This is a genomic window from Burkholderia sp. Bp9016, assembly GCF_003857765.1.
Lineage (GTDB): Bacteria > Pseudomonadota > Gammaproteobacteria > Burkholderiales > Burkholderiaceae > Burkholderia.
This window is the reverse complement of record NZ_QTPY01000005.1, coordinates 140,430-163,035: the sequence shown is the minus strand read 5'-3', so window position 1 is coordinate 163,035 and position 22,606 is coordinate 140,430. Positions and strand designations below refer to the sequence as shown.

Below are 22,606 nucleotides of genomic sequence, written 5' to 3'. Positions count from 1 at the left end.
CACTCTTCGTCCTGATTTCGTTCTCGGGTTTCCCGATTTCCTACCCCTCCATTTCCCCGCTTGCGCTCAAAAATTGAGCGGTCTAGACTGCAATGCAGTTTTACCGAAGTCCCCGTCTTTCGCATCACCGCGCCGGGCATGCCGGCACGACGCTCCCCAACGGACGCCCGGCGCTCGCCCGCCACGTCGAGACCACAAGGACACACCATGAACCGCACTGCAAAGCTCGTCGTATCCGCGCTGGCGTTCGCGCCGCTCGTCTCGTTCGCGCAGGACACGGCGACGATCCGCTGGGGCATCGATCCCACCTATCCGCCGTTCGAGGCGAAGCAGCCCGACGGCTCGCTCGCCGGCTTCGACATCGATCTGCGCAATGCGCTTTGCGAGCAGATGCATGCGAAATGCGTGTGGGTCGAGCAGGGCTTCGACGGGATGATTCCCGCGCTGCGCGCGCGCAAGTTCGACGTGATCATGTCCGCGATGACGGCCACTGACGAGCGGCTCAAGCAGATCGACTTCTCGAACAAGCTGTATGCGTCGCCGGGCGCGCTCGTCGCGCCGGCCGGCTCGAAGCTGCTGCCGACCGCCGCGTCGCTCGCCGGCAAGCGCGTCGGGATCGACCAGGGCACCACGCAGGAGGCGTATGCGAAGGCCGAATGGGCGACCAAGGGCGTGACGATCGTGTCGTACCAGAACCAGGACCAGGTGTATCAGGATCTGGTGAACGGCCGGCTCGACGCGACCTTCCAGGACAAGACGCAGGCCGGCTATTCGTTCCTGCGGACGCCGCGCGGCAAGGGCTACGCGTTCGCGGGCCCCGACGTGACCGACGTGCGCATCACCGGCTACGGCGTCGCGATGGGTGTGCGCAAGGGCGACACCGACATGAAGAAGCGGCTGAACGACGCGATCGTCGCGATCCGCGCGAACGGCACGTACCAGAAGATCGCCGCGAAATATTTCGACTTCGACATCTACGGCGCGAAGCAGCAACTGACCTCCGCACCGTGATCCCATGACTCCGTGATTCATTCAATCGACAGGCAACCCATGACGAGTATCCAGGACCGCGTCGCGCAAGCCGTGACGCCCGAACTGATCGCCGCCTTCCGCGACGAAGGCGCAGTGTGCATCAAGGGCATCTTCTCGCCCGACGAAGTGGCCGCGCTGCGTGCCGGCATCGACACGAACCTTGCGCAGCCGAGCGAACGCGCGAAGGTCGCGAGCCGGCCCGACGACCCCGGCTGGTTCTTCGAGGACTTCTGCAACTGGCAGCACAACGACGCGTACCGAGACTTCATCGTGAATTCGCCCGCGCCGTCGGTGGCCGCCGCGCTGATGGGCACGCAGACCGTGCGGCTGCATCACGACCACCTGCTCGTGAAGGAGCCGGGCACGCGGCAGCGCACGCCGTGGCACCAGGACCAGCCGTACTACAACATCGAAGGCGACGACAACGTCAGCATGTGGATTCCGGTCGACCCGGTGCCGCTCGAATCGACGCTGGAATTCGTCGCCGGCTCGCACCAGGGGCCGTGGCTGATGCCGCGCACGTTCATGGACAAGGAGGCGAAGTGGTTCCCGGAAGGCAGTCTTGCGGACCTGCCGGACATCGAGGCCGATCGTGCCGCGTTCCCGATCCGCCACTGGGCGCTCGAACCGGGCGACATGGTGTGCTTCCGGATGCTGACACTGCATGCGTCGGGCGGCACGCAGAATCGCCGGCGCGCGTTCTCGATCCGCTTCGTCGGCGACGATATCCGTCACGCGCCGCGCCGCTGGAAGACCTCGCCCGAGTTCCCCGGGCTCGCGGAGCAACTGCCGGACGGCGCACCGCTCGAGCATCCGCTGTTTCCGGTCGTGTGGTCGCGCGGCGCGGGGCAGGTCGGCGCGATCTGAGCGGCGGCTAGCGGCGCATCACGCTGCTTCATGCGCGCGTCGGCCGCTTCGAGAGGAAGCGGCCGACGCGCGTCGTCGTTTTCAGGCGCAGGTAAAGGCGGTTCAGGTCTGGTGACGTCCGGCGCCCGGCTTGAAGCGCGAGCCGAGCCGGTAACGGTTGCCCGGATGCAGGAAATGCACGAACGTGACCGGCAGCCCGTTAGTCCAGGTGCGGCGCGTGAGCGTGAGGCACGGCTCGTCGGCGCGCATGTCGAGCAGCCGCGCCTGTTCACTGGTCGGCATCGACGCGTCGACGACGTGTTCGATCTCCAGTTCGTAGTGCGACACGTTGTTGAACAGGTATTCGGACGGCGGCTCGTTCTGGAAATCCTGATCGATGAATGCCGGCGCGGCGGCCGGATTCACGTAACGGTCCTCGAGCTGGATCGGCCGTCCGTTTTCCTCGTGCACGCACACCACGTGAAAGACCGGCGTATTGACCGTCAGCCCGAACGCGGCCGCAACGTCGAACGACGCGGGCTCGCGCGACTGGCTCAGCACGCGGCAGCGATATTCGTGTCCGCGTGCGCGGATCTCGTCGCGGATGTGCGCGATCATCAGCAGGTTCGACTGCGGCTTCGCTTCGGCGACGAAGGTGCCGACGCCGGCGATGCGCTTGAGCACGCCTTCCTCGGTCAGCTCGCGCAGCGCACGGTTGACCGTCATGCGCGCGACGCCGAATTGCGCGGCGAGATCGAGTTCGGACGGAATGCGGTCCCCCGGGCGCCAGTCGCCCGCATCGACGTGCTGGCGAACGAGCGTCTTGATCTGCTGGAACGGTGCGGTGGTCTTCGTGACCATCGGGGCATCCTTGGGGAAAGGCAACCGCGAAATTCTATCCCGGATCAGGGCGTCGGCAGTTCCCGCACGTCGGCCGTCGGCACCGCGCCGAACCCGTCGCTCAACGCATAGCCGATCAACTGCCGCGCGGCCGCTTCGGGTGTCGACAGCGCGCCGCTCGCCTTCAGCGCGTCGAATTTCTCGCGCAGCGGGAAACGGTCGGTCGGGGTCGAACGGATCGTCGCCTGCATGCCCGTGTCGACGACGCCCGGCGCGACGCTGCAGATCCGCAGCGCGCGGTTCGCGTCGAGCGCGACCGCGCGCGCATGGTGGTCGAGCGCGGCCTTGGTTGCGCAATAGATGCTCCAGCCCGCATACGCGTTGCGCGCGGCGCCGCTCGATACGTGGAGGATCCGGCATTCGGTCGGCGCGGACGCAGCCTGCTCGAGCGCGGCCGACAGCATCAGTGGCGCCGCGACGTTCAGGCCGACCGCGCGCGCGACGAGCGCCGGATCCTGCGCATCGAGCGGCCCGATCGGGTCGATGATGCCGGCGTTGTTGAACAGCAGCACGATCGATGCGCCGTCGACGAAACGGCGCAGCGTATCGCCGGCCAGCCACGTCGCGACGGCGGAGGTGTCCGACAGGTCGAGTTCGATTTCGGCGAAACGGTCGCCGGCCTGCGCGGCGAGCGCCGGATGACGGCTGCGCGACACGCCGAGCACGGCGACGCCTTCCTGCAGCAACTGTTCGGCGAGCGCCGCGCCGAGGCCGCGCGTGTGTCCGGTGACGATGGCGCGCACGTTCGGCGCGAAAGAGGAGGCGGTCATGGCGGTGAACGAGTGAACGGATCGGATGAACGGTGTCGACGGGCGGCGCGCATGCGCGGCGACACGGGCAATGCGCGGTATCGGCGCGGTGCGCGAAGCGCTCGCGTGTCGGGGTGAACGCGTATCGTAGCGCCGGCCTGCGCGACACGCAAACGAGCGGGCGAAGCCGCGCGTGGGCCGATTGCCGCCAGGTGCTCGGAGCGCCATTGCGCGGCGCGGCACGCCGCCATTGCCGCGCGGCGGCGCGTGGCCGAACCGTTGGACGAAAGCCGGCTGCGGCAAGTGCGCGCTCGCGGCAAGCGGCGCCGGGCGCCACGCCGCGAGCTATCATATGGCTCGCCCGCGCGCGACGCCGCACGGGCCGCGACCGTTTCCCTTCATCTGCTGCACGCTGCGACGCCACCCATGAACACCACGCCGGACATGCCCACGCCACGCGCCCTGCGCGAACTCACGCCCCTCGAGGCCCGCATTCTCGGGGTGCTCGTCGAGAAGCAGCACACGGTGCCGGACACCTATCCGCTGTCGCTGAATGCGCTGACCTCGGGCTGCAACCAGAAAACCGCGCGCTCGCCAGTGATGAACGTCAGCGAAGACGAAGTCACGACCGCGCTCGACGGGCTCAAGCACCTGAGCCTCGTGATGGAGGGCAGCAGCAGCCGCGTGCCGCGTTTCGAACACAACGCGAACCGCGTGCTCGGCATCCCGAGCCAGGCGATCGCGCTGCTGACGGTCCTGCTGCTGCGCGGCCCGCAGACGGCCGCCGAACTGCGCCTGAACAGTGCGCGCCTGCACGGCTTCGCGGACATCTCGTCGGTCGAGGCGTTCCTCGACGAACTCGCCGCGCGTGCGCAGCCGCTCGTCGTCCGGCTGCCGCGCGCACCAGGCGCGCGCGAGAACCGCTGGATGCACCTGATGTGCGGCGAGGTGAACCTGGCCGATTTCGCCAGCGCGGAGGCGGGCAGCGGCTCGGATTCCGTTCCGCCGTCCGAGTTCGAGGCGCTGAAGGCCGAGCAGAAGCGCCTTTCCGATGAAGTCGCGCGACTGAACGCGTTCGTTCAGCGGATGGCGGCCGAACTCGGCATCGACGTCGACCCGCCGGCCGACGCGGGCTGACGGACCGCCGGAGGCGGCACTGCACCGGCGCGCACGCGGGCGTGCCGGATGACGAACCCGCACCGCGGCGCGGCACGAACCCCCATTACCAGCGGCACCCCGCCTGCGCGGACGCATCGACGTCCCGTGCCCACTCGAAATCGGTCTTCTTGCCGGTGCGCGCATTGGTGTACGTCATCGAATACACGATCGCACCCTGGCTCATCATCTCGTATTCGCCGTTGATCTTGCCGTCGACCATTTCCCACCATGTGGTCGTGAACTGGTACGGACGGCCTTCCGCGAGTTCTTCCTGATCCTGGTGCTCGAACAGCAGCGGGATGGCCGTTTTCGATTTTGCATACCGGACGACGCCGCCTTGCCACTTGGCCACGTCGTCGTAATACGTGCGCAACTCGAAGCGCACGGGTTTGTCGCCCGTCGTCCTGAAGCACAGCACTTCCGTGGTGACTTCGGCCGATGCGGGCAATGCGATGCACAGCAGCAAGGCAGCGAGCGTCTTTTTCAAGTTCATGTGTGTGTGATGAAGAAGCGGTTCAGCCGACGACGATTCGCGTGGCGCCTGCGTCGACGAGCCGGAACAGCAGATCCTCGACGCGGCGGCGCCCGGCGCCGAACCGAGATCCGTGTTGACGCGCCAGCCCTGTTCCGTGCGCGCCGGTTCCGACAGAAGCGGCGTCGCGCTTCGGCAGCGGACAGCCACGATCGTACGGCGCTTCCGTGACGCGCGACCACTCGGCCGAACGGCCGGCACGCGCGGAACGGGTCGCGCACCGGTGTGTCGATGTCGATCGCAGCCCCCGTCGCGCGGCGCTGCCGCCCCGCGCGAGTGCCATAATCGAGCCTCCCCATCATTACAGACGTCCCGGAGAATCGCCATGCAGAACCTCGACAATCCTTCCCACGATCGCGAGGTAGGCAGCGCCGACGCGACGCAGGACACCACGCGCATCGACGACGTCCGCATCGGCGCGGTGCGTCCGCTGATCTCGCCGGCGCTGTTGCAGGACGAGCTGCCGGTGCCGGCCGGCACGCAGACGCTCGTCGAGGACACGCGCCGCGCGATCGGCGACATCCTGCACGGCCGCGACGACCGTCTGCTGCTCGTCGTCGGCCCGTGCTCGATTCACGACCACGGCCAGGCGCTCGAATACGCGCGCCGGCTGAAGGCTGCCGCCGATGCGCTGAAGGACGATCTGCTGATCACGATGCGCGTGTACTTCGAGAAGCCGCGCACGACGGTCGGCTGGAAGGGCTACATCAACGATCCGCGTCTGGACGGCAGCTTCCGGATCAACGAAGGGCTGCGCGCCGCGCGGCAACTGCTGCTCGACATCAACGCGCTCGGCCTGCCGGCATCGACCGAATTCCTCGACCTGCTGAGCCCGCAGTACATCGCGGACCTGATCGCGTGGGGCGCGATCGGCGCGCGCACCACCGAGAGCCAGAGCCATCGCCAGCTCGCGTCGGGGCTGAGCTGCCCGATCGGCTTCAAGAACGGCACCGACGGCGGCGTGCAGGTCGCATCGGACGCGATCGTCGCCGCGCGCGCGAGCCACGCGTTCATGGGGATGACGAAGATGGGGATGGCCGCGATCTTCGAGACGCGCGGCAACGACGACGCGCACGTGATCCTGCGCGGCGGCAAGAACGGGCCGAATTACGATGCCGGGCATGTCGAGGCGAGCTGCGCGGTGCTGCGCAAGAGCGGGTTGCGCGAGCAGGTGATGGTCGATTGCTCGCACGCGAACTCGAACAAGTCGCACGAACGGCAGATCGAGGTCGCACAGGATCTCGCGCGGCAGTTGTCGCAGGGCGAGCACCGGATCGTCGGCGTGATGGTCGAAAGTCATCTCGAGGCCGGACGTCAGGACCTGAAGCCGGGCGTGCCGTTGCAGTACGGCGTGTCGATCACCGATGCTTGCCTGAGCTGGACGCAGACGGAGCCGGTGCTCGACGTGCTGGCCGAAGCGGTGCGGCATCGGCGCGTGTATTCGCGCAACGCGTGATGCAGCGGTGGCGGGGCAGTGCCCCGCCACCGCCGCGCGCGTCTGCGATGTTGTCCCGATCGACGCGCACGCCGCCGTTTTTTCGCGCCGCGCTCGTGCCGGATGCGACGCGTTCGCCGCCTATTCACGCCATCGTTGATCTTCGTCCGGCTCGACCCGCCTGCGACGTTGCCTCCCGAACGCACGATCGTGCGAATGCCGCTACCATGAAGCCGTGTTGCATGCGGGCCGGCCACGCCGGTCCGCCGAGCGTACACGCAGTGGCGGTGCGGCCGGCCGCCACGCCATCGACGAAGCGCGGGGCGCGCACCGGTCAGCCGTTGCGCCCGCGTCGTTTCGCTCCCGGAATCAACAACAATCGAACCGGAGTGCCATGCACATGAAGTTCTACAAGACCCTCATCGCAGCAACCGTACTCGCATCGAGCGTCAGCGCGCACGCGCAGATCGCCGGCGCGCAGCCGCTCAGCGTCACCGTCGAACAGTCGCAAGCGCTGCTCGAAGGCTGGAGCGTGAAGAAGAGCGTGCTCGGCAAGGCCGTGTACAACGACGCGAACCAGAAGGTCGGGACGGTGCGCGACCTGATCGTCGCACCGGACGGCTCGGTGTCCGCGGCGATCGTGTCGGCCGGCGGCTTCCTCGGCGTGGCGGCGCACGACGTCGCGGTGCCGATCGCGTCGCTCGACGTGCGCAAGGGCAACATCTACCTGCCGGGCGCGACGAAGGATGCGCTGAAGGCGACGCCGGCGTTCCAGTACGCGAAGGTGCCGTCGCCGCCGAAGCCGAAGCAGATCGACGACAAGCACTGATGCACGCGGCCCGGTGCATCCTGCATGTACCGGGCCGGGCATGTCGCTTTTGCCGGCGACCGCCTCGCCGGCATCGTCACTCCGTCCACACCCCGTCGAAGCCGAACGCGACCGGCCCGCTCAGCAACACGCTGCCGGCGCCGTCCCACCGCACGACGACATCCCCGCCATCGCAACTGACCCGCACGGTCTCGTCGAGCAGCCCGCGCCGGATCCCGTTGACCACCGCGCCGCACGAACACGAGCCCGAGCCGAGCGGCACGCCGCCGCCGCGTTCCCAGATGCGCAGCCGGATACGTGTGCGACTGATCACCTGCACGACATGCACATTCGTTTTCAGCGGAAACAGCGGATGCGTTTCGATCGCCGGCCCGAGCGCTTCGATATCGATCGCGCCGGGATCGTCGACGAAGAACGTGCAATGCGGATTGCCCATGTTGCATGCGGCCGGTGCGCCGGGCAGCGGGAGCGCGAGCGTGTCGGCTGCTTCGGCGAGCGGCACGTCCTGCCAGCCGACGCGCGGCGCGCCCATCTCGACCGTGATCAGCCCGTGCGCATCCTGCGTACAGGAAAGCAGCCCTCGGCTGGTGCGCAGCACGATCGACGCCCCGCCCGTCTCCCGCATCAGCTTCCACGCGATGCCGCGCGTCGCGCTGCCGCAGGTATCGAGCGCGGAGCCGTCGGGGTTCCAGAACGCGACGCGGGCAGCCGCGTCGTCGCAGTCCGAGATCACCGCGAGCTGGTTGAAGCCGATGCCGCAGCGACGGTCGCCCATGCGCCGCACGAGCTCGCGGTCGATGCGGGGCGCGGCGTCCCGGCCGCGCAGGTCGACGACGACGAAGTCGTCGCCGTTCGCGTTCATCTTCTGAAATCCGATCGGCATGGCGGCTCCATAATCGAGGCAGGTAATTACTGTACGTGGCTTGTCGACGGCGATCAATCGCCGCCCGACGACGGCGCCCGTGACACGAAACGACCCGGGGCTACGTAATTCTACGTAGCCCCACGTACGTAGTTGTGCGCTTGTAAGCGTCCCCCGTCGCGCGGAATACTACGGCCCACCGCCGCGGCTTCCACGAGACGCGGCACGACGCATCGACGTCACGCGGGTTCGGCGCCTTGCCGGATCCACTCAAAACCACATAGGAGACCAGGAGACGCCATGAATCGGGCTTCCAGCACCCTGCTCTGGATCGCGGTCGCGCTGCTCGGCGCATTCGCGTTCGGGACGATCGCACTTGCGCACGGCGAACGCGTCAGCGCACTCTGGATCGTGATCGCCGCGGTCTGCGTGTATCTGATCGCATATCGCTTCTACAGCCGTTTCATCGCCAGCAAGGTCATGCAGCTCGACGGGCTGCGGATGACGCCGGCAGTGAAATACAACGACGGCCTCGACTACGTACCGACCAACAAGTACGTGCTGTTCGGCCATCACTTCGCCGCGATCGCCGGCGCGGGGCCGCTCGTCGGGCCCGTGCTCGCCGCGCAGATGGGCTACACGCCCGGCATGCTTTGGATCCTGGCCGGCGTCGTGTTCGCGGGCGCGGTGCAGGACTTCATCGTGCTGTTCATCTCGACGCGTCGCGACGGCCGCTCGCTCGGCGACCTCGTCAAGATGGAACTCGGCACGGTGCCCGGCGTGATCGCGCTGTTCGGCGCGTTCCTGATCATGGTGATCATTCTCGCGGTGCTCGCTCTGATCGTCGTGAAGGCGCTGACGAACTCGCCGTGGGGCACGTTCACCGTCGCAGCGACGATTCCGATCGCGCTGTTCATGGGCGTCTACACGCGCTACATCCGTCCGGGCCGCATCGGCGAAGTGTCGATCATCGGCTTCGTGCTGCTGATGGCATCGATCGCGTTCGGCCAGACCGTGCACGATTCGCCGACGCTCGCCGCATGGTTCACGTTCAACGGCACGCAGCTCACGTGGATCCTGATCGGCTACGGCTTCGTCGCATCGGTGCTGCCGGTGTGGCTGCTGCTCGCGCCGCGCGACTACCTGTCGACGTTCCTGAAGATCGGCACGATCCTCGGCCTCGCGATCGGCATCCTGGTCGTCGCACCGGAACTGAAGATGCCCGCGCTGACGAAGTTCGTCGACGGCACCGGCCCGGTGTGGTCGGGCAACCTGTTCCCGTTCCTGTTCATCACGATCGCATGCGGCGCGGTGTCGGGCTTCCACGCACTGATCTCGTCGGGCACGACGCCGAAGCTGATCGACAACGAAACCAACGCGCGCTTCATCGGTTACGGCGCGATGCTGATGGAATCGTTCGTCGCGATCATGGCGCTCGTCGCGGCCTGCGTGATCGAGCCGGGCATCTACTTCGCGATGAACGCGCCGGCGGCCGTGCTCGGCTCGACGCCGGAAGCGGTGGCGAACACCGTCACGCAATGGGGCTTCGTGCTGACGCCGGACATGCTCACGCAGACGGCCAAGGCCGTCGGCGAAACGACCATCATCGCGCGCGCGGGCGGCGCGCCGACGCTGGCCGTCGGCATGGCGCACATCCTGCACCAGGTGATCGGCGGCGAAGCGATGATGGCGTTCTGGTATCACTTCGCGATCCTGTTCGAGGCGCTGTTCATCCTGACGGCCGTCGACGCCGGCACGCGTGCGGGCCGCTTCATGCTGCAGGACCTGCTCGGCACGTTCCACCCGGCGCTCAAGCGCACCGAGTCGCTGCCCGCGAACCTCGTCGCCACCGCGCTGTGCGTGGCCGCGTGGGGCTACTTCCTGTATCAGGGCGTGGTCGATCCGCTCGGCGGCATCAATACGCTGTGGCCGCTGTTCGGCATCTCGAACCAGATGCTCGCCGCGATCGCGCTGGTGCTCGGCACTGTCGTGCTGTTCAAGATGAAGCGCGAGCGTTATGCGTGGGTGACGATCGTGCCGACCGTGTGGCTGCTGATCTGCACGCTGACGGCCGGCTGGCAGAAGATCTTCGACGCGAATCCGAAGGTCAGCTTCCTCGCGCACGCCGCGAAGCTGCAGGCCGCGGTGGACGAAGGCAAGGTGCTGGCACCGGCGAAGTCGATCGCGCAGATGCAGCGGATCATCTTCAACGACTACATCGATGCGGCGCTGGCCGGCCTGTTCATCTTCGTCGTCGTGGCGATCGCGGTGTACGGCGTGATTGCCGTGCTGCGCGCGCGCCGCGAGTCGAAGCCGACCGTGCGCGAGACGCCGTACGAGCCGATGCCGGCCGCGCAGGCGCTCGGCAGCGGCCGATAACGGGAGGCCGCGATGTTCAGCGATCTTGGCAGCGACCTGCGCAGCGCGGGGCGTTATCTCGGGCAGGCGTTGCGGCTGATGGTCGGCCTGCCCGACTACGACACCTACGTCGCGCACATGCGTGAAACCCATCCGGACCGCGAGCCGATGACGTACGAGGCATTCTTCCGCGAACGCCAGAATGCGCGGTACGGGTCGGGGGCAGGGAAGTGCTGCTGAACCGGGCCGAAGAAGCCGCCCGGTAAGGCCGGCCGGTGATGGACCAGGAAGCGCCGCGAAGGTATTCGCGGCGCTTTTTCTTTTTGGGGCTGGATGGTGCGCGTCGCCTGGCCGTAACCGCGGCGTTTGACCGGCTTCAGTACGGCTTAATCGAGCGACCGGTATCATATGCCTCTCTTTTTTCCGATGAATCCGCGCAGGAGAATCCGCCGTGCATGTCGGTGAGCGTTTCAACAGCATTTCCCATCTCGTCGGCGCGGTGCTGTCGGTGGCAGGGCTGGTCGCGCTGGTGACGATGGGCGCACTCGACCACGATCCTTACAAGATTGTGAGCTTCAGCGTGTACGGCGCGATGCTGATCCTGCTCTACGCGATCTCGACGGCGTATCACAGCGTGCGCAATCCGCGGCTCAAGGCGATCCTGCAGAAGTGCGATCATTCGGCCATCTATCTGCTGATCGCGGGCAGCTACACGCCGTTCACGCTCGTCACGCTGCGCGGCCCGTGGGGCTGGTCGCTGTTCGGCGTGAGCTGGGGGCTTGCCGCGTTCGGGATCGCGCAGGAACTCACGCTGGGGCGGCGCACGCGCATCGTGTCGATGGTGCTCTACGTGCTGATGGGCTGGCTCGCGCTCGTCGCGATCCGTCCGCTGATCCACGCGTTGCCGCCGGTCGGTGCCGCATGGCTCGTGGCCGGCGGCGTGATCTACAGCGCCGGCATCTATTTCTTCATCAACGACGAGCGTATTCGCCACGGGCACGGCATCTGGCACCTTTTCGTGCTGGCCGGCAGCCTGTGCCAGTTCGTCAGTGTCGCGATGTATGTCGCGTGAGCGTGCGGGGCGCGACGGCTCTCATCCGCGCCCGGCCGTTCGAGCCGCGGCGTCGCGCAGCGCCATGAACCCGACCCACCCCCAGTAGACGCGATGATGGGCGATCAGCCCGTCGCGCAGATCCATCACTTCGACGAGATCGACCTGATCGCCTTCCGGCGCTTCGCGCGGATATTCCCAAGTGATTTGCTGTCCGTTCGAAAAGAACTGCCCGGTCCGGTACCAGCGTCCGAGTTTGTTTCCCTGATTGCGCAGGCCCGCCGCGAAGAATTCGCCGATCGCCGCCTTGCCGTGCAGCACGCCGCAGCCGCGGTCGGGCAGCGTGACGACGACGAGCGGCGTTTCGAGTATCGCGTCGTCCGCGTACAGCGACATCAGCGCGTCGAAGTCGCGTGCGACGACGGCGGCGTGCCAGTTCTCGTGAATGCGTCGCGCATCGGTGTCGGTGTGGGTCATGGTGGGCTCCGGCAGGCGTGGATAACGGAACCACTGTAGTGACGCGGCGGCGCCGGACGTTTCAGCCCAAGCCGAAACGTGGCTGCGGCGTTTGCCGGATGGGGCCGCGCACCGGCCGTCGACGGGGCGGCCGGTGCGCCGGTCAGCCAGCCAGCGCGTCGAGATTCAGCACGTACGACTTGCCGATCCATACCGCGCTATCGCGATGGTCGCGCAATTCGTCGTTCGTGTTCGGATGCAGGAAGATATCAAGCGCGCCGTGATTCAGCACGAGCCACGGCACGATGGTGTCGAACTGCGCGGCGTCGAACGCGATCTGGTACGACCACGCCGGGTGCGGGCCGACGAGGCGTTCGTGAAAGCGGCCGAGTTCGATGACCGCGCCGAATCGCCCTTCGACGATCAGGCGAAACGCCCAGGCCGCGTCGCGGCTCGCGGCGTCGAAGTAGACGTGTGCGTGCCAACTATCGATGGCAGTGGTGTCGATGGCAGCCATGGCGGGACTCGAGAAGAAAAGGGAATGCGTGAGAGCCGTGACGACGGCCGATGCGCAATTATCGCGCTTCCTTGTCGGACACGTCTTGTCGCGGAGCGGGATTTCGGCGCGGAGGATGGGCTATGCGTCCTGGTATTCGGCTTGCAGCGCGGTGCCGTTCTCGCTCGTGTCCGTATGCGTCGCATCGTGCCGAAAGCCGCGCCGGCAAGGGCTGCGGCCGCTTCCCGCGCAGGCAATATTTCATTTCGAAAACTGAAAAAACGCGGGATGCGCGACGGCGAATCGCCTGGAAAGACGCGATCAGGTCATTGAATGAAATGAAGAAATTCCGGTTCGGCAGCAATGGCGATTCACGTGGATCGCGGCCCGGATTTTCGCGCTGAAAATATCAATTGCGGAATCGGCTATTCAAGCGCATTGCGACGCGACATACGATGACTGCACGGCATCGACGACGATCGATGCGGACGCAACCATCTGGAGGCCACGATGCGATCCCTCGTTTCCCTTGCTGCCCTGTCCGTTACGCTTGCCGCGCTGCCCGCCGCGAGCTTCGCACAGGCATCCAATACCGAATGGCAGCCGAACGCCGCGCCGTTGAACTGGTCGGCGGCGCGTGCCGAAACCAACATGCAGCTGATGCAGATGACGCGTGCCGGCTTTCGCGCGACAACGGCCGGCAACCAGAACTATCCGCTCGCGATGCAACGCGCGCTGGAGCGGGTGAGGAACCCGATGCCGGACCGTTCGCGCGAGCAGAAGGCCGCGATGGAAGCACGTGCGGACAGCGCCGCGCGGAGCGGCCATCCGGTGCAGGCGTTCTTCGTGAAGACCGCGTACTACCTGAAGGGCGAGAACACGTTCTGATGCGGGAGACGCAAATGGGATGCCCGAATCGATTCCCCGACGTGTTGCGCACGTCGGCATTGCGCCGGTTTCGCGGCGAGCGTGCGACGTGGTGGCGGGCCGACGCGTACGACGCCCGGCGTCCTGCGAACGGCCGGCGGGACGCGAGCCGTAGCGCGGTCGCGTGCCGAACGGCATGGCCGGTGTTCATCGCGGACGATGCGTTTGCAAGCGAGTGCGAATCATGAAGGCTGTCCGAAAAGGCCGTCGGCACGCGCCGCTGACCCGCGAATGGCTGCTGCCGCTGCCGCCTGCGCATGTGCGCGACATCTCGCTGAAATGCCACATGGCGCTCGTCGCGCTGCGCGGCGAGCACGGCAGCGAAACGTTGCTGATGCGGTTGCGCACGAGCGTCTATCTGGTGTTCCTCGCGCTCGACGACGACGTATGTGCCGATGCGAGCATCGACCTGTGCGTCGAGGCGGAGCGGGCGCTCGACGCGAGCGTGGCGCGCGCCGCGCGAAGCGGCGCATGGACGCTGCACGAGGACGAATGCGCGGTGCTCGAACGCGTGCTCGCCGCGAACGACGCATGCGTCGCGACGCTCACGCGGCATCGGCTGGCCGAGCTGTGGAATCACGTGTGCGCGTTCGCATCCGCCGGGCAACCGGCCCTGGTCGAGCAGGCGGCATCGAAGATGCGGAAACCGGCCGTTCTGCATTGAGCGGCTGCCACGCGACCGGCCCCCGAGGCCGGTTCTCGCCGTCCAGGGGCATCACGGCAGCCCGCACGCGTACGGGCGATGACGATCCACCCTCGCGCTCGCGACGATCGCGCGTGTCGGCGCGAACGCATTCGTTTCGTTCAGGAGGCGCGATGGCGCTATACAGGATCGGCGGCTACTTCACGTGCGGAAGCGGCCGCGCATTCAGCGAGAATCTGCTGCCCGGCAGCAAGGTGACGGTGGCGGGCATCTATCGGTGTACCGTGTGCGGCGACGAAATCGGCATCGCGAAGTCGCAGACGTTGCCGTCCGACGATGCGCATCGGCACGATCTCGACCCGCCTTCCGACCCGCTGCTCGATCGCGGGCCGACCGCGTGGCAACTGATCGCGGCGGCGGAGTCGCGGCACTAGGCGGGCGGCGTTCGCAGGCATATGCGCGAACGCACGCGTTGTCTCATGACGGCTGCCGGCCAAACAAAAGCGCCACGGAGCGAACTCCGTGGCGCTTCTTCGTTGCCCGCTCGTGCGAAGGCGTAAGCCTTTCGCGCAGCGAAACGCGCTTAAGCCGCCGTTGCCGGCTTTGCCGGCTTCTGCAGCTTGCCCTTGCCTGCGCGCTGGATTTCCTCGAGCTTGATCTCGACGTGGCGCGAGAACACGTACTCGGCCGGGCGCTGCTTCGCGATCGAGATGTCCGGTGCGAACGGGCCGTCGGTCTTGATGCCCTTCTTGCTCACGCGCAGTGCCTTCAGCGGATGCGAGATCGTGTCCATCACGGCGGTGGCTTCGAAGCCGCAGTGGACCATGCAGTCCGCGCACTTTTCGTAGTTGCCGACGCCGTAGTTGTCCCAGTTCGTGTCTTCCATCAGTTCCTTGAAGGTCTTCACGTAACCTTCGCCGACCAGATAGCACGGCTTCTGCCAGCCGAACACGGTACGCGCCGGGTTGCCCCACGGCGTGCACTTGTACGTCTGGTTGCCGGCTAGGAAGTCGAGGAACAGCGACGACTGGCTGAACGACCAGCGCTTGCCGCCTTCGCCGCGCTTCAGGATTTCGCGGAACAGGTTCTTCGTCTTGTCGCGGTTCAGGAAGTGCTGCTGATCCGGGGCGCGCTCGTACGCGTAGCCCGGCGAAACCGTGATGCCGTCGACGCCGATCGGCCCCAGCGTGTCGAAGAACTTCGCGACGCGCTCGGGGATCGCATCGTTGAACAGCGTGCAGTTGATGTTCACGCGGAAGCCGCGGCGCTTCGCTTCCTTGATGGCCGCGACCGCCTTGTCGTACACGCCTTCCTGCGACACGGAATGATCGTGCATGTCCCTGTCGCCGTCGAGGTGGACCGACCAGACGAAATACGGATTCGGCTCGTAGTCGTCCATCTTCTTTTCCATCAGCAGCGCGTTCGTGCACAGGTACACGAACTTCTTGCGCTTCATGATGCCCTTGACGATTTCCGGCATCTCCTTGTGGAGCAGCGGCTCGCCACCGGCGATCGACACGATGGGCGCGCCGCACTCGTCGACGGCTTCCAGGCATTCCTCGACGGACAGGCGCTGGTTCAGGATCGGGTCCGGATAATCGATCTTGCCGCAGCCGTTACAGGCGAGGTTGCAGCGGAACAGCGGCTCGAGCATCAGCGCGAGCGGATAGCGTTTGTTGCCGGACAGGTGTTGGCGCATGATGTATGCGCCGACGCGGACTTGCTGGAGCAGCGGAATAGACAAGAGATGTCCTCCTTAAACTTCGCGGGCGACAGCTTGCGTAAGCTTCGCCGGCAACTTGAATTCGACTTTTTCCTCACGGCCCGCCATCGTCGCGACATCGACGGGCCCCAGCGCGCGCAGCGCACTGATTACATCCTCAACCATTTCCTCGGGTGCCGACGCGCCGGCGGTCAGACCGACCGTCTGCACGCCCGCGAACCATTCGGCTTTCACTTCCGAGCCGTCGGCGACGAGATAGCTCGGCACACCGCTTTCGGTGCCGATCTCGCGCAGGCGGTTCGAGTTCGAGCTGTTCGTCGCACCGACGACCAGCAGCACGTCGACCTGCTCGCTCAGTTCGCGCACGGCGGCCTGGCGGTTTTGCGTCGCGTAGCAGATGTCGCGCGTGTCCGGGCCGACGATGTCGGTGAACCGGCGCTGCAGCGCTTCGATGATGCCGCGCGTGTCGTCGACCGACAAAGTCGTCTGCGTGACGTATGCCACCGGCGTATCGACCGGCAGCGTCAGCGTACCGACTTCGGCTTCGCTCTGCACGAGGATCACCTCGGCCGGAATCTGGCCGATCGTGCCCTCGACTTCCGGATGGCCCGCATGGCCGATCAGGATCAGCCGGCGGCCCGCCGCGACGTATTGCCGGCCCTGCACGTGCACTTTCGTGACGAGCGGGCACGTGGCGTCGAGCACGTCGAGCCCGCGCGTTTGCGCATCACGCTCGACCGTCTGGGCGACACCGTGTGCGCTGAAGATCGCCACGGCGCCATGCGGCACCTCGTCGAGCTCCTCAACGAATCGCGCCCCTTTATTGCGCAGGTTTTCGACGACATGCCGGTTATGCACGATTTCGTGACGCACATAGACCGGCGAGCCGTGCTGTTGCAGCGCGCGATCGACGATCTCGATCGCACGGACAACCCCCGCACAAAAGCCGCGGGGCTGGGCAAGGATGACTCGCATAGGTGAGCGAACTCCGACGACAGACGCCGGGGTTCGAGGAGCTGGCACTGCCCGCTCGCCCCGGCTTGATGTTATGAAGGCAGGAAACGAACCGGCCAAGCCAGGCCTCGGAACCCCGAATTAATCGCGCATTTTAACTCTATCGGGCCGTCCTTGCTTTGGTGCCGTATCGGCGCTGTTGCAATCGCCGCAGCGCCCCGTCGGCGCTCGCGGGCGCGGAACCCGGTAAACTGCGCGGTTTCGCGGGCAGCCTGTCCGGCTGCCCGGCGTCGCGCTCATTTCAAGGCCATTCGATGATCGTCGATTCTTACGCGTATTGCCCTGCCGCCCATGCGGATTTGGGTGTTTTCACTCCGACCCCGATTGAGCGGGCCGGCACCCGGCGGGAGGTGTGCCGATGATGCTCGCGCTGACGTTCCTTGTATCGGGCCTGTCGCTGCTGATCTGGATCGTGCTGCTCGTCGCGCGCGGCGGCTTCTGGCGTGCACGCCCGGCGCGGGCGTTGCCGCCCGACGCGCGCGGCGCTGCTGCCGAAGCCGGCTGGCCGGCCGTCGTCGCGGTCGTGCCGGCGCGCAACGAGGTCGACGTGATCGCTCGCGCGGCGACGTCGCTGCTCGAGCAGGATTATCCGGGCGAGTTTCATCTGATCATCGTGGACGACCACAGCGACGACGGCACGGCCGACGCCGCCCGCGCGGCCGCGCTTGCGATCAACCGCGCCGACCGCCTGACGGTGCTGGCCGCGAAGCCGTTGCCGGCCGGCTGGTCGGGCAAGGTGTGGGCGCAGTCGCAGGGCATCGCGGCGGTTCGTACGCTCGGGCTGCCGGCCGACTATCTTCTGCTGACCGATGCCGACATCGGGCATCCGCCCGACGCGGTGGCGCAACTCGTCACGCGGGCGCAAGCCGAGCAGCGCGATCTGGTGTCGCTGATGGTGCGGCTGCGCTGCGATTCGTTCTGGGAAAAGGCGCTGATCCCGGCCTTCGTGTTCTTCTTCGCGAAGCTCTATCCGTTCTCGTGGATCAACAATCCGCGTAACCGGACAGCCGGCGCGGCCGGCGGCTGCATGCTCGTCAGGCGCACCGCGCTCGAGGAGGCGGGCGGCATCGAATCGATCCGCGGTGCGCTGATCGACGACTGCAGTCTCGCCGCGCAGATCAAGCATCGCGGCAGCGGCCGGCATCCGATCCGGCTCGACCTGGCCGACCGCAGCGTGTCGCTGCGCCCATACGACAGCTGGCGCGACATCTGGAACATGATCGCGCGCACCGCGTTCACCCAGCTTCACTATTCGCCGCTGCTGCTCGCCGGCACGCTGCTCGGGATGACGATCATCTATCTCGTGCCGCCGGTCGCCGCGCTCGTGTACGGTGCGCGCGCATGGCCGGCGTGGCTCGCATGGGCGTCGATGTGCACCGCGTATGCACCGATGCTGCGCTACTACCGGCGCTCGCCGCTGTGGGCGCCCGCGCTGCCGCTCGTCGCGCTGTTCTACGTCGGCGCGACGTTCGCGTCCGCGTGGCGCTACTGGCGCGGCAAGGGCGGTCAGTGGAAGGCGCGCGTTCAGGCGCCGGTGGAGCGCTGAGCGGCGGCCGGCGCAGGCCGGCTGCGCGCTCCCGGACTTCGGAGGGCAAACAGCCCGACCGGTGCGAACCGGTCGGGCTGTTTCGTTTGCGGCGCAGGCCGCGCGTGCTTACCGCTGCGTCAGCATCATGTACATCTGGATCACGACGTCCGGCGAGAACGTGAACGGCACCCAGCCGTAGCCGGTGTGGCGCGCGACCAGCAGGCGATCGCCGTTCGACTGCTTCTGCACGGCCATCATCGGGTTCTTTGTCGTCACGAAGCGCCAGCCGGCCGGGATGCCCGGCGGCGGTTCCGGCTGCATCGACGCGCGCGCATGCGCGAGCTCCTCGATCAGCTGGCCCAGTTGCTCCGGGTGCAGCGTGATCGACTGGCCGTTGACGGTCAGCGTCAGCTCGTTTTGCGACGGACGGGCGACGTGCAGCGTCGATTTGTCGGCCGTGGCGTCGGCTGCATCGGTTGCTTCGGCGGCGGGGGCGACTTCGATCGCGGCGCCTGCGTTCGCCGGCGCTGCGCCGGCGGCATCGGCTGCTACCGGGGCGACTGCCTCCCCGACCGGCTCGGCTGCCGGTTCGACGACTTCGGCGGCGACTGCCGCTGCGGCTGCAGGCGCTGCGGCAGTCGCAGCGGCTTCCTTCACGACGGCTTCGACCAACGCTTCCGCGTCGGCGATGGCCTTCGTGTGGCGCTCGGCAGCGGCTTCGGCCTGCGCGATCGCTTCGGCGTGGCGTTGCGTGATGGCTTCGGCCTCGGCGGTCGCGTCGACGTGACGCTGCGCGGCGGCTTCCGCTTCGGCGATGGCCTGCGTGTGACGCAGCGCGAGCGCTTCGGCTTCTGCGATCGCTTCTGCGTGGCGCTGCGTCGCGGCTTCGGCTTCGGCGATCGCTTCCGCATACCGCCTCGCGGCGGCTTCGGCCTCGGCCGTGGCCACGGCATGGCGCTGTGCGGCGGCGTCCGCTTCGGTCGCCGCGGCGTGATGGCGCTGTGCGGCAGCCTCGGCTTCGGCGATCGCGGTCGCATGACGCTGCGACGCGGCTTCGGCATCCGCGTGACGTTGGGCGAGCGCTTCGGTCAGCGCGGTCGCTTCGGCGTGACGCTGGACGGCGGCTTCGGCTTGCGCGGCTGCGTCGTTGTGACGTTGAGCGGCGGCTTCGGCCGTGGCGGCCGCGTCGGCATGGCGTTGCTGCGCGGCCTCGGCCTGCGCTGCAGCAGCCGTGTGGCGCTGCGCGGCGGCCTGGGCTTCGCTCTCCGCCGCGGCGTGACGTTCGGCGGCGGCCCGGGCTTCCGCCGCGGCGGCGCGCGCGAACGCTTCCGCGCTGCGTGCCGCCTGCTGTGCGGCGTGGTGATCGTGGAGGAGCTGATCGACGCCCGCGTTGAGCGAATCGATCTGTTCGTTCAGGTTCATGCGTGTCTTCTCTGCGTAAGACCCGCGATTTTAACCGCTGCGCCGGTGCCGGGCCGTCAGCGACGTGTAACAAAGTGCGCAAAGCGGCGTGAAGCACGCCGCTTTGTGTTACTTCAGGTACCCCGCCGAGCCGAACCAGTCGAGCGCATCGCGCAGTCCTTCGCGGTACGGACGCGCGCGGTAGCCAAGCTCGCGCTCGGCCTTCGCGGACGTGAAATACATCTTGTTCTTCGACATCCGCAGCCCGTCGACGGTCACGAACGGTTCCTTCTTCGTGAACTTCGCGACGGCCTCCGCGCCCATCGCGAGCGGGTAGAGCGGCCAGCGCGGCAGCGCGATCGTCGGCGCCTTGCGGTTCGTCATCTGCGCGATGTCGGCCAGCATCTGCTGCAACGGCAGGTTCTCGCCGCCGAGGATGTAGCGCTCGCCGATCCGGCCGCGCTCGAGCGCGAGGAAGTGGCCGTGCGCGACGTCGTCGACGTGCACGAGGTTCAGCCCGGTATCGACGAACGCGGGGATCTTGCCGAGCGCGGCTTCGACGATGATGCGGCCGGTCGGCGTCGGCTTCACGTCGCGCGGGCCGATCGGCGTCGACGGATTGACGATCACGGCCGGCAGCCCTTCGTCGGCGATCATCCGCTCGACCGCGCGCTCGGCCAGCACCTTGCTGCGCTTGTACACGCCGATCGCCTGCTCGGCGGTGAGCGGCCGGTTCTCGTCGGACGGATCGCCCGCGCTCGTGACCTTCAGCGTCGCGACGCTGCTTGTATAGACGATTCGCTCGACGCCCTCGGCGCGCGCGGCGCGCATCGTCGCGACCGCGCCTTCGAGGTTCGCGCGCTCGATCTCGTCCGGATCCGGCGCCCACAGCCGGTAGTCGGCCGCCACGTGCAGCAGGTAGCGCACGCCGCGCAGCGCGGCGCGCATCGACGTCTCGTCGCGCATGTCGCCGGTCACGATCTCGGCGTCGAGGTCCGCGACGTTCGTGCGCGGGCTGGTCGGACGCACCAGCACGCGCACCGCATAGCCTTTCTGCTGCGCGATGCGGGCGACGGCCGAGCCGACGAAACCGGACGCGCCGGTGACGAGAACGAGATCGCGGGAGGTATCAGTCATGCGTTTCCTTCAGGGCCGCGCGCGAGCGGCGCGGCGGTTGTGCGTCGGCGAGATTGTACGTGGTCGGCGCAAGCGGCGACGCGAGCGCCGCGCGGGCGGCCGCGGCGCTGCGGCCCCGCCATACGCGTGTGCGAAGCCGCCGACGCGACTACAATGCCGGGCTTGAATGCAACGGGAGGGCGACGCGATGAGCCGTAATGAACTGGACGAACGGATCGAGACCTACTATGTGCGGGTGCGCGGCGTCGTGCAGGGCGTCGGTTTTCGTCATGCGACGGTGCGCGAGGCGCATGCACTGAAGCTGCGCGGCTGGGTCGCGAATCTCGAGGACGGCAGCGTCGAGGCGATGATCCAGGGCCCCGGCGCGCAGATCGACCGGATGCTCGCATGGCTGCGCCACGGGCCGCCGTCCGCGCGCGTGACCGAAGTGACGTTCGAGGAGCGTCGGATCGAAAGGCGCTTCGAACGCTTCCAGCAGCAGTAAGGCGAACACGACATGACGGGGTATCCGGAAGCCGGGCGCGGCCTCATGCTGTCGGTGATGGCGTCGACGCTGTTCGCGCTGATGTCGGCGTACGCGAAACTGCTCGCGCCGCTCACGGGGCTCGACATCTTCGCGTGGCGCGTGTTGTGGACCGCCCCGGGCGCGCTCGCGCTGATCGCGCTGCGCGGCCGCTGGCCGGCGCTCGTCGAACTCGTGCGGCGCAGCGTACGCGACTGGCGCCTGCTGATCGCGCTGCCGGTGAGCGCGGCGCTGCTCGGCCTGCAGCTGTGGCTGTTCCTGTGGGCGCCGCTGCACGGGCGCATGCTCGAAGTGTCGCTCGGCTATTTCCTGCTGCCGCTGACGATGGTGCTCGTCGGCCGCTACTACTATCACGAACGGCTCGATCCGCTGCAGTGGGCGGCGGTCGCGTGTGCGGCGCTCGGCGTCGCGCACGAGGTGTGGGCGACGCGCGCGTTCGCGTGGCCGACGCTCGTCGTCGCGCTCGGCTATCCGCCGTATTTCGTGCTGCGCCGGCGGATCAACGCCGATTCGCTGGCCGCGTTCGCGATCGAGATCGTGCTGCTGGGTCCGGTCGCGCTCGCGATGGTGTCGACGAGCCCGACGCCGGTCGCCGGCCACCCGCTGCTGTGGGCCGTGCTGCTGCCGGGGCTCGGCGTGCTCAGCACGCTCGCGCTCGCGAGCTATCTGAAGGCGAGCCGGATGCTGCCGATGGCGCTGTTCGGGATCCTCGGCTACGTCGAGCCCGTGCTGCTCGTCGCGGTGTCGCTGCTGCTGCTCGGCGAGACGCTGAGTGTCTCTCAGCTCGCGACGTACGGACCGATCTGGGTCGCCGTCGCGCTGACCGCATGGCACAGCGCGATGCTGATGCGGCGCCTGCCGATGCGCGGCTGAACGTCGTCACTCGCGACGCGACGGCAGCGCGAAATAGCGCTGCACATCGGGCTGTGCGTCGCGCGTTCCTGCGGTCGAATTTCGCGATGCTGGCGTCGAACTGGCATCGCACTGACATCGGGCTGGCCGCGTT

General features: G+C 67.4%; 24 protein-coding genes. 14 read left to right on the top strand and 10 right to left on the bottom strand.

Annotated elements, in window-relative coordinates; translation table 11 throughout:
• Nucleotides 1–207 precede the first annotated feature (207 nt).
• Nucleotides 208–1,011, top strand: coding sequence for an ABC transporter substrate-binding protein (locus DIE13_RS08585; RefSeq protein ID WP_124826733.1), 804 nt, complete (start codon nucleotides 208–210; stop codon nucleotides 1,009–1,011).
• 39 nt (nucleotides 1,012–1,050) lie between these two features.
• A complete protein-coding gene (locus tag DIE13_RS08580; RefSeq protein ID WP_124826732.1) occupies nucleotides 1,051–1,899 on the top strand; it encodes a phytanoyl-CoA dioxygenase family protein in 849 nt (282 codons plus the stop codon).
• 102 nt (nucleotides 1,900–2,001) lie between these two features.
• Here the strand turns inward: DIE13_RS08580 and hutC are convergent, their stop codons facing one another.
• Both hutC and DIE13_RS08570 read right to left on the bottom strand, forming a co-directional pair.
• On the bottom strand, nucleotides 2,002–2,739 hold the full coding sequence (gene hutC, locus DIE13_RS08575) for a histidine utilization repressor (RefSeq protein ID WP_124826731.1): 738 nt from the start codon (nucleotides 2,737–2,739) through the stop codon (nucleotides 2,002–2,004).
• A 44-nt stretch (nucleotides 2,740–2,783) separates the two neighbouring features.
• Nucleotides 2,784–3,548, bottom strand: a complete 765-nt coding sequence (locus DIE13_RS08570; protein ID WP_124826730.1) for an SDR family oxidoreductase — start codon at nucleotides 3,546–3,548, stop codon at nucleotides 2,784–2,786.
• 405 nt (nucleotides 3,549–3,953) lie between these two features.
• Here DIE13_RS08570 and DIE13_RS08565 point away from each other — a divergent pair, with 405 nt between their 5' ends.
• Nucleotides 3,954–4,664, top strand: coding sequence for a YceH family protein (locus DIE13_RS08565; protein WP_124826729.1), 711 nt, complete (start codon nucleotides 3,954–3,956; stop codon nucleotides 4,662–4,664).
• 85 nt (nucleotides 4,665–4,749) lie between these two features.
• Here the strand turns inward: DIE13_RS08565 and DIE13_RS08560 are convergent, their stop codons facing one another.
• The gene (locus DIE13_RS08560; RefSeq protein WP_233410048.1) at nucleotides 4,750–5,178 is read right to left on the bottom strand and encodes a hypothetical protein; all 429 of its coding nucleotides are present in this window, start codon (nucleotides 5,176–5,178) and stop codon (nucleotides 4,750–4,752) included.
• A 364-nt stretch (nucleotides 5,179–5,542) separates the two neighbouring features.
• Here DIE13_RS08560 and DIE13_RS08555 point away from each other — a divergent pair, with 364 nt between their 5' ends.
• Both DIE13_RS08555 and DIE13_RS08550 read left to right on the top strand, forming a co-directional pair.
• On the top strand, nucleotides 5,543–6,673 hold the full coding sequence (locus DIE13_RS08555; RefSeq protein WP_124826728.1) for a 3-deoxy-7-phosphoheptulonate synthase: 1,131 nt from the start codon (nucleotides 5,543–5,545) through the stop codon (nucleotides 6,671–6,673).
• Between the two features lie 379 nt (nucleotides 6,674–7,052).
• A complete protein-coding gene (locus tag DIE13_RS08550; RefSeq protein WP_124826727.1) occupies nucleotides 7,053–7,481 on the top strand; it encodes a PRC-barrel domain-containing protein in 429 nt (142 codons plus the stop codon).
• A 76-nt stretch (nucleotides 7,482–7,557) separates the two neighbouring features.
• Here the strand turns inward: DIE13_RS08550 and dapF are convergent, their stop codons facing one another.
• Nucleotides 7,558–8,364, bottom strand: a complete 807-nt coding sequence (gene dapF / locus DIE13_RS08545; protein ID WP_124826726.1) for a diaminopimelate epimerase — start codon at nucleotides 8,362–8,364, stop codon at nucleotides 7,558–7,560.
• Nucleotides 8,365–8,643: 279 nt separating this feature from the next.
• Here dapF and DIE13_RS08540 point away from each other — a divergent pair, with 279 nt between their 5' ends.
• The 3 genes from DIE13_RS08540 to trhA all read left to right on the top strand — a co-directional run bounded on the left by DIE13_RS08540 (nucleotide 8,644) and on the right by trhA (nucleotide 11,773).
• Complete coding sequence (locus DIE13_RS08540; RefSeq protein ID WP_096507853.1) at nucleotides 8,644–10,722, top strand: carbon starvation CstA family protein; 2,079 nt, start codon at nucleotides 8,644–8,646, stop codon at nucleotides 10,720–10,722.
• A 12-nt stretch (nucleotides 10,723–10,734) separates the two neighbouring features.
• The gene (locus DIE13_RS08535; protein ID WP_014900797.1) at nucleotides 10,735–10,941 is read left to right on the top strand and encodes a YbdD/YjiX family protein; all 207 of its coding nucleotides are present in this window, start codon (nucleotides 10,735–10,737) and stop codon (nucleotides 10,939–10,941) included.
• 211 nt (nucleotides 10,942–11,152) lie between these two features.
• A complete protein-coding gene (gene trhA / locus DIE13_RS08530) occupies nucleotides 11,153–11,773 on the top strand; it encodes a PAQR family membrane homeostasis protein TrhA (RefSeq protein ID WP_124826725.1) in 621 nt (206 codons plus the stop codon).
• 21 nt (nucleotides 11,774–11,794) lie between these two features.
• On the opposite strand, the gene DIE13_RS08525 is transcribed toward trhA, so the two are convergent.
• Nucleotides 11,795–12,229: a nuclear transport factor 2 family protein gene (locus tag DIE13_RS08525; RefSeq protein WP_124826724.1), complete on the bottom strand. Its 435-nt coding sequence runs from the start codon at nucleotides 12,227–12,229 to the stop codon at nucleotides 11,795–11,797.
• A 142-nt stretch (nucleotides 12,230–12,371) separates the two neighbouring features.
• Nucleotides 12,372–12,725: a DOPA 4,5-dioxygenase family protein gene (locus DIE13_RS08520; protein WP_124826723.1), complete on the bottom strand. Its 354-nt coding sequence runs from the start codon at nucleotides 12,723–12,725 to the stop codon at nucleotides 12,372–12,374.
• 489 nt (nucleotides 12,726–13,214) lie between these two features.
• Here DIE13_RS08520 and DIE13_RS08515 point away from each other — a divergent pair, with 489 nt between their 5' ends.
• From DIE13_RS08515 to DIE13_RS08500, 3 genes are all read left to right on the top strand, one after another.
• Complete coding sequence (locus DIE13_RS08515; RefSeq protein WP_124826722.1) at nucleotides 13,215–13,592, top strand: hypothetical protein; 378 nt, start codon at nucleotides 13,215–13,217, stop codon at nucleotides 13,590–13,592.
• Between the two features lie 223 nt (nucleotides 13,593–13,815).
• Nucleotides 13,816–14,295 (top strand): hypothetical protein, encoded by a 480-nt coding sequence (locus tag DIE13_RS08505; RefSeq protein ID WP_124826720.1) that lies wholly within the window; start codon nucleotides 13,816–13,818, stop codon nucleotides 14,293–14,295.
• Between the two features lie 152 nt (nucleotides 14,296–14,447).
• Nucleotides 14,448–14,708, top strand: a complete 261-nt coding sequence (locus DIE13_RS08500) for a hypothetical protein (RefSeq protein WP_124826719.1) — start codon at nucleotides 14,448–14,450, stop codon at nucleotides 14,706–14,708.
• Nucleotides 14,709–14,857: 149 nt separating this feature from the next.
• On the opposite strand, the gene hpnH is transcribed toward DIE13_RS08500, so the two are convergent.
• Nucleotides 14,858–16,018 carry an adenosyl-hopene transferase HpnH gene (gene hpnH / locus DIE13_RS08495; RefSeq protein ID WP_124826718.1) on the bottom strand — a complete coding sequence of 387 codons (1,161 nt, stop codon included), beginning with the start codon at nucleotides 16,016–16,018 and terminating at the stop codon, nucleotides 14,858–14,860.
• A gap of 12 nt (nucleotides 16,019–16,030) precedes the next feature.
• Complete coding sequence (ispH, locus tag DIE13_RS08490) at nucleotides 16,031–16,972, bottom strand: 4-hydroxy-3-methylbut-2-enyl diphosphate reductase (protein ID WP_096507844.1); 942 nt, start codon at nucleotides 16,970–16,972, stop codon at nucleotides 16,031–16,033.
• A gap of 397 nt (nucleotides 16,973–17,369) precedes the next feature.
• Here ispH and DIE13_RS08480 point away from each other — a divergent pair, with 397 nt between their 5' ends.
• A complete protein-coding gene (locus tag DIE13_RS08480; RefSeq protein WP_124826716.1) occupies nucleotides 17,370–18,557 on the top strand; it encodes a glycosyltransferase in 1,188 nt (395 codons plus the stop codon).
• A gap of 108 nt (nucleotides 18,558–18,665) precedes the next feature.
• On the opposite strand, the gene DIE13_RS08475 is transcribed toward DIE13_RS08480, so the two are convergent.
• Together DIE13_RS08475 and hpnA are read right to left on the bottom strand one after the other, a co-directional pair.
• Nucleotides 18,666–19,961 carry a phage tail protein gene (locus DIE13_RS08475; RefSeq protein WP_124826715.1) on the bottom strand — a complete coding sequence of 432 codons (1,296 nt, stop codon included), beginning with the start codon at nucleotides 19,959–19,961 and terminating at the stop codon, nucleotides 18,666–18,668.
• Between the two features lie 108 nt (nucleotides 19,962–20,069).
• Nucleotides 20,070–21,077, bottom strand: a complete 1,008-nt coding sequence (gene hpnA / locus DIE13_RS08470; RefSeq protein ID WP_124826714.1) for a hopanoid-associated sugar epimerase — start codon at nucleotides 21,075–21,077, stop codon at nucleotides 20,070–20,072.
• Between the two features lie 187 nt (nucleotides 21,078–21,264).
• On the opposite strand from hpnA, the gene DIE13_RS08460 reads away from it, so the two are divergent.
• Together DIE13_RS08460 and rarD are read left to right on the top strand one after the other, a co-directional pair.
• Nucleotides 21,265–21,561, top strand: coding sequence for an acylphosphatase (locus DIE13_RS08460; RefSeq protein ID WP_124826713.1), 297 nt, complete (start codon nucleotides 21,265–21,267; stop codon nucleotides 21,559–21,561).
• A 12-nt stretch (nucleotides 21,562–21,573) separates the two neighbouring features.
• Nucleotides 21,574–22,473 (top strand): EamA family transporter RarD, encoded by a 900-nt coding sequence (rarD, locus tag DIE13_RS08455; protein WP_124826712.1) that lies wholly within the window; start codon nucleotides 21,574–21,576, stop codon nucleotides 22,471–22,473.
• Nucleotides 22,474–22,606 lie beyond the last annotated feature (133 nt).